Origin of the sequence: Pseudomonas sp. F01002 (assembly GCF_004402115.1) — a bacterium.
GTDB classification, from domain to species: domain Bacteria; phylum Pseudomonadota; class Gammaproteobacteria; order Pseudomonadales; family Pseudomonadaceae; genus Aquipseudomonas; species Aquipseudomonas frigoris.
On sequence record NZ_SOPU01000003.1, the window covers coordinates 507237 to 512304 of the forward strand.

The following is a 5068-nucleotide window of genomic DNA, read 5'->3' on the forward strand; positions in this document are numbered from 1 at the left end:
GTCTGGGATTTGGCTTTACCCTTGGTGCATCCTCTCTCATCGAACTCAATGTGTGCGCTACGACCTCGCTGGGTGTCGTAACGGTAGCTCGTGGCCGAATTGCGAATACTGATCTTGTCTGGCTTGCCAAGGGCGCTCTCGACATCCTGCTGACTCATGCCGGCAACAACCCGCTGATTGATGATCGCTTCGCGGCGTTCTTTAGCGCTGATGAGGTTTCCACATTTGTCCTCGGTCTTGCCGACGACGGTCGGATCTCTCCTTTTGATTTTCATACCTGATATTTCGCGAATGCCGGCTTCCGGCATGAGAGCGGTCACGCTGCCCGGTGTGAAGGTGCGGACATCCTGAAGCGAAAGGCTGTCTCCGGCCGTACAGCTCAACGTAGTGAAGGTAATGCGCCCGTTGGCCGCCTCGCAGCGGTGAACGGTCGTGGCAAGCGCCCAGGGCGACGGGCAGAGCAGGGTGATCAATAAAAAATAATGTGCATTCGATCGCATCAAACGTCCTCCATGACGGTCCATCTGAAGGGTAGTCGTTACATTTTTCGGCTGTGGTGTGTTTTCTTTTCAGGATGAGTCGTCGCAGTTTGATGGATCAGGCAGCGCTCAGGTTTGTCTTGCAAGCGCTTGTTTCAGCCACGATTTTTTAACGTTTAAAACCGTCGGGCGGTGTATCATTGCGCCCGTCAGCCCCGCCGGGGCTTGTGGAATACCTCCATGGACTTACCCAGTAGTTACTCAGTACCCCGTTTTTCCAATCATGAATTGACTGATTGATCCTTCCGGCGTGCCCCGCTGCTGGGAGTGGAGTTCGCCTATGTCTGAAGTTGAAGTAAAGAAAACGCAGGAAAGCTTGCAGGACCGCCTCGCTCAAGTTGTTGAGCTGCTGCAGCGTCAGCGGGTGGTCGAAGACCTGACTCACCGCCAGGAAGGTCCGCATCACGACCGGGTCGAGAACCTGGTTCACCGGCAAAACCTCGTCGAGTTGCAACGCAAACTCGATGATCTGCACTCCGCCGACGTCGCCTACATCCTTGAAGCCTTGCCGCTGGGCGATCGTCTGACGCTCTGGCAATTGGTCAAGGCCGATCGCGACGGCGACATTCTGCTCGAAGTATCCGATTCGGTTCGTGAAACGCTGATCGCCGACATGGACGATCACGAGCTCCTGGCTGCGGCCAAGGACATGGACGCCGACGAACTTGCTGACCTGGCCTCCGAGCTGCCGCGAGACGTCGTCCACGAGCTGATGGAAACCCTCGATGGTCAACAGCGTGAGCGCGTACGCTCTGCGTTGTCCTACGATGAGGAACAGGTCGGTGCGTTGATGGACTTCGAGATGGTGACGATCCGTGAGGATGTCAGTCTCGAAGTGGTTTTGCGTTACTTGCGGCGTCTCAAGGAACTGCCGAGCCACACGGACAAATTGTTCGTGGTCGATTATGACGGTGTCCTCAAGGGCGTGTTGCCAATCAAGCGATTGTTGGTAAACGACCCGGAAAAACAGGTTTCTGAAGTCATGGCTAACGACCCGGTGAGTTTTCACCCGGACGAAGACGCCTATGACGCGGCTCAGGCGTTCGAACGTTACGACTTGGTCTCGGCGCCTGTAGTCGACAAGAACGGCAAGCTGATCGGCCGTTTGACCATCGATGAAATGGTCGACCTGATTCGTGAAGAGAGCGAAAACGAAGTTCTCAACATGGCGGGTCTGCGCGAAGAAGAAGATATTTTTGCGTCAGTCTGGAAATCCCTGCGTAACCGTTGGGCCTGGTTGGCCGTGAACCTGATTACCGCGTTCATCGCATCCCGGGTGATCGGTCTTTTCGAAGGCTCCATCGAGAAACTGGTGGCGCTGGCGGCATTGATGCCGATCGTGGCCGGTATCGGTGGCAACTCGGGTAACCAGACGATCACCATGATCGTTCGGGCCATGGCGCTGGATCAGGTCAGCACCGGCAATACTTCGCGCCTGATGCGCAAGGAATTGGCGGTAGGGCTGATCAATGGCCTGGTGTGGGGCGGTGTGATCGGCGTCGTCGCCTATCTGCTGTATGGCAGTTGGTCTCTGGGGGTGGTGATGACCGCTGCCATGACGCTCAACCTGTTGCTGGCGGCATTGGCGGGGGTGTTGATTCCCATGACCCTGGCGAGGCTTGGGCGCGATCCTGCGATGGGCGCCAGTGTGATGATCACCGCCATGACGGACAGTGGCGGGTTCTTCATCTTTCTCGGGTTGGCGACGATCTTCCTGCTCTGACTTATCGACATCAGAAACCCGCCAATCGGCGGGTTTTTTATGCCTGAATTTCAGGCAAAAAAAAGCCAGCAATTAAGCTGGCTTGAACTTTCGGATGAAATCAGGAAGCGTCTGCGGCCATTTCGGCATCATGCGCAATCAGCGAAACAAGTGCGTTCTGCTGACGGTGGGAAAGTTGGCGGAAGCGTTGCAGCAGTTCACGTTCGTGCAATGACAGCTCCGGGCTGTCCAGGCGCATGCTCAATTCTTCGCCCAGCGCGCCTTCCTGAATAAGGCTCTGCTCAAGGCGCGCGATGATTTCGGAGTTCATGCTGCGATGATGATTGCGAGCCACCTCGGCAATGCGTTCACGCATTCCGTCTGGCAGACGTACGACGAACTTGTCAGCCGTACGGCTGGAATAAATTGCCTGTTTCAATGGGCGCATATATTTAACCGGTTAGTTCAGGGGAGCGGTTCTCGGGATTGGCCGCAGGATGTCTGATAGGACAAGCGGTCTGGCCAAATGTTCAACCTGAATTGATAAAGGCTCGCATCATGCCTCAAAGTAGCCAGTTCGTTGGCGTCAATTCTGTGACAAATATTGAACTGGATAAAGGCGTTATGCCAGCACCAATTATCAGAAATGCGGACTGGTTTGAAAAGTTTGCGCTGGTCCGTATTACTGACCGCCTCCCCTTGCCCGACAGGTGATGTCCTGGGACGCCTGAAGGCGCATGCTGTGCAGATTCGATCGGTGTTCCTTACTTGTACAGGATAGTGGCAATTGGCCGATTTACTAGGGGGAGACGTGCAGTGGGAGGTGATTTCAGGATGGATGGCAGGCTGATTTACTTGATGGGGCCTTCTGGGTCCGGCAAGGACAGCCTCATCGAAGCCGCTCGAGAGCCGTTGCAGACGCTCAATTGTGAAGTGGTGCGTCGGGTCATCACGCGTTCGGCCGAATCAGTGGGCGAAGATGCGATTGGCGTTTCCCGGGACGAGTTCGAGCAACACAGAGTCGAGGGCGATTTCGCGCTGTGCTGGAACGCCAATGGCCTGGATTACGGTATTCCGATCGAAATAGATCAATGGCTCAATGACGGTCGGCATGTCTTGCTCAACGGCTCTCGCGGCCATCTGGCTCAGGCGCTGCACCGGTATCCAACGCTATTGCCGGTTCTATTGACGGTCAAGGATGAAGTCCTGCGAGAGCGCCTGCTGCGCCGTGGTCGCGAAAGTTTTGCTGAGATTGAAGCGAGGCTGCACCGCAATGGGTTATTCACGGCAGAGGGTTCAAACGGAGACACGCGGATCCATCGACTCGACAATTCAGGCGAACTGTCCACTACAGTTGCCAATTTGCTGGACCTGTTGAGAGTTAACGCAGTACCGGATCGAACTTGATCTTGCGCCCGGCAATCAGCGCCAGCACAAACAGCGCACCGAACACGCCGCTGGCGATCAAAGGCAGGGTAAGAACCGTATCCTGGACCACTGACAGATGAAGAATGCCGCTCAGTAAGGCGAGGATGAAAAACCCTGCGGCTGATTTGGACATGCGGTGCTCCTGATGGGGTGATTCAAAATACCAAACGTTCTGAAGACTGAGCTGGCAGCAGAATGCCTTCCTGGCTCACCTCATGGCTGACAAAGCTGCTCTGATCGCTCATTACCGCCAGTTGAGGTGCTCTTTGCACCTGAAGGTAATGAGGCATGCGTTGAGCAACCGGCTCAACACCGCTCTCGGGGACAAAATGAAAGCCCAGCAGAATCGCCAGAGCGATCGCGATCGAGAGTAAAAGGGCGCTGTTCATGAGGCTTGCCTCCGTTGTTCTTCGAGAACAGCTAAAGCAGCCCGCATGCCAAGAGTCTAACGGTAATTAAATCCTTTAAAAACAATGAATTAAGATATTTTTCCGAAGTGCTCGCATTGCATTTTGCAATAATGGCTTTTTGCGGTGATGCAATTTGCACGGTAAACAAAGCCGCGCTCCTGCGAGGCGTCTGCCTACACTTAAAAAGCCCAACGGACGACATGACAAAAGCGGGCCTGCCCGTTAACATGCACGCCGTCTATCGCACCGTGTTTCTTTGTGGTCGATCTGTGTCTCAGTAGCTCAATTGGATAGAGCATCCCCCTCCTAAGGGGAAGGTTGGCAGTTCGAACCTGCCCTGGGACACCATATAACTCAAGGCCTCTAGAAATTCATGACCCCTCCGATAAACCCTCATGGGTGCTGGGTGGGTGCAGGCGGATTGCTTCAGGCATAAAAAAGCCCCGCTCAGATAACTCTCTGGCGGGGCTTTTTCATAACCGTTCCTTCATATTAAGGAAAGGTATGGATACGCTGATAAGTTCGCTCTGGCCACAATTGCGTCTGTCAGGGGGCAGTGCTGTTGACCCAAAACTGGCGCTCGCCAAGGGCTGAATTCGGCCTAGGCTCTTTGGTAAGAAAAAGAATTTTTAGATGGGGGTTGACCACGTATTTTAATCCTGTACTATTTGCCTCCCGCTAACGAGCAGCTTGATGTTGTTTCTGGCCTAAGTGATTGATTTTATTAATAAAATCAGGAGCTTTTAAGGGTGCTACTTGAGGGCGTTTGCTGTATAATGCGCGCCTCGGTTGAGACGAAAGATCTTAACCAACCGCTCTTTAACAACTGAATCAAGCAATTCGTGTGGGTGCTTGTGGAGTCAGACTAATAGTCAACAAGATTATCAGCATCACAAGTTACTCCGCGAGAAATCAAAGATGTAACCAACGATTGCTGAGCCAAGTTTAGGGTTTCTTAAAAACCCAAAGATGTTTGAACTGAAGAGTTT

At 53.7% G+C, this 5068-nt stretch carries 7 protein-coding genes and 1 tRNA gene; 4 read left to right on the forward strand and 4 right to left on the reverse strand.

What is annotated here, in order from left to right; translation table 11 throughout:
* Positions 1 to 500 (reverse strand): cell envelope protein SmpA (locus E3W21_RS02945; protein WP_134418033.1); only part of this gene is annotated, 500 nt, incomplete at its 3' end.
* Between the two features lie 319 nt (positions 501 to 819).
* On the opposite strand from E3W21_RS02945, the gene mgtE reads away from it, so the two are divergent.
* On the forward strand, positions 820 to 2262 hold the full coding sequence (gene mgtE, locus E3W21_RS02950) for a magnesium transporter (RefSeq protein ID WP_134417954.1): 1443 nt from the start codon (positions 820 to 822) through the stop codon (positions 2260 to 2262).
* A gap of 100 nt (positions 2263 to 2362) precedes the next feature.
* Here the strand turns inward: mgtE and E3W21_RS02955 are convergent, their stop codons facing one another.
* The gene (locus E3W21_RS02955; protein WP_003178899.1) at positions 2363 to 2689 is read right to left on the reverse strand and encodes an Arc family DNA-binding protein; all 327 of its coding nucleotides are present in this window, start codon (positions 2687 to 2689) and stop codon (positions 2363 to 2365) included.
* Positions 2690 to 2799: 110 nt separating this feature from the next.
* On the opposite strand from E3W21_RS02955, the gene E3W21_RS31080 reads away from it, so the two are divergent.
* Both E3W21_RS31080 and phnN read left to right on the forward strand, forming a co-directional pair.
* Positions 2800 to 2955 (forward strand): hypothetical protein, encoded by a 156-nt coding sequence (locus tag E3W21_RS31080; protein ID WP_165353230.1) that lies wholly within the window; start codon positions 2800 to 2802, stop codon positions 2953 to 2955.
* 120 nt (positions 2956 to 3075) lie between these two features.
* A complete protein-coding gene (phnN, locus tag E3W21_RS02960) occupies positions 3076 to 3648 on the forward strand; it encodes a phosphonate metabolism protein/1,5-bisphosphokinase (PRPP-forming) PhnN (RefSeq protein WP_134418040.1) in 573 nt (190 codons plus the stop codon).
* On the opposite strand, the gene E3W21_RS02965 is transcribed toward phnN, so the two are convergent.
* Together E3W21_RS02965 and E3W21_RS02970 are read right to left on the reverse strand one after the other, a co-directional pair.
* Positions 3623 to 3802, reverse strand: a complete 180-nt coding sequence (locus E3W21_RS02965; protein WP_056741414.1) for a PA3371 family protein — start codon at positions 3800 to 3802, stop codon at positions 3623 to 3625. The two genes, phnN and E3W21_RS02965, sit on opposite strands and share 26 nt — an antisense overlap.
* Positions 3803 to 3824: 22 nt before the next feature.
* Complete coding sequence (locus tag E3W21_RS02970; protein ID WP_134417961.1) at positions 3825 to 4058, reverse strand: hypothetical protein; 234 nt, start codon at positions 4056 to 4058, stop codon at positions 3825 to 3827.
* Positions 4059 to 4350: 292 nt separating this feature from the next.
* Between E3W21_RS02970 and E3W21_RS02975 the strand changes: the two genes are divergently transcribed.
* A tRNA-Arg gene (locus E3W21_RS02975) sits at positions 4351 to 4427 on the forward strand.
* Positions 4428 to 5068: the final 641 nt, after the last annotated feature.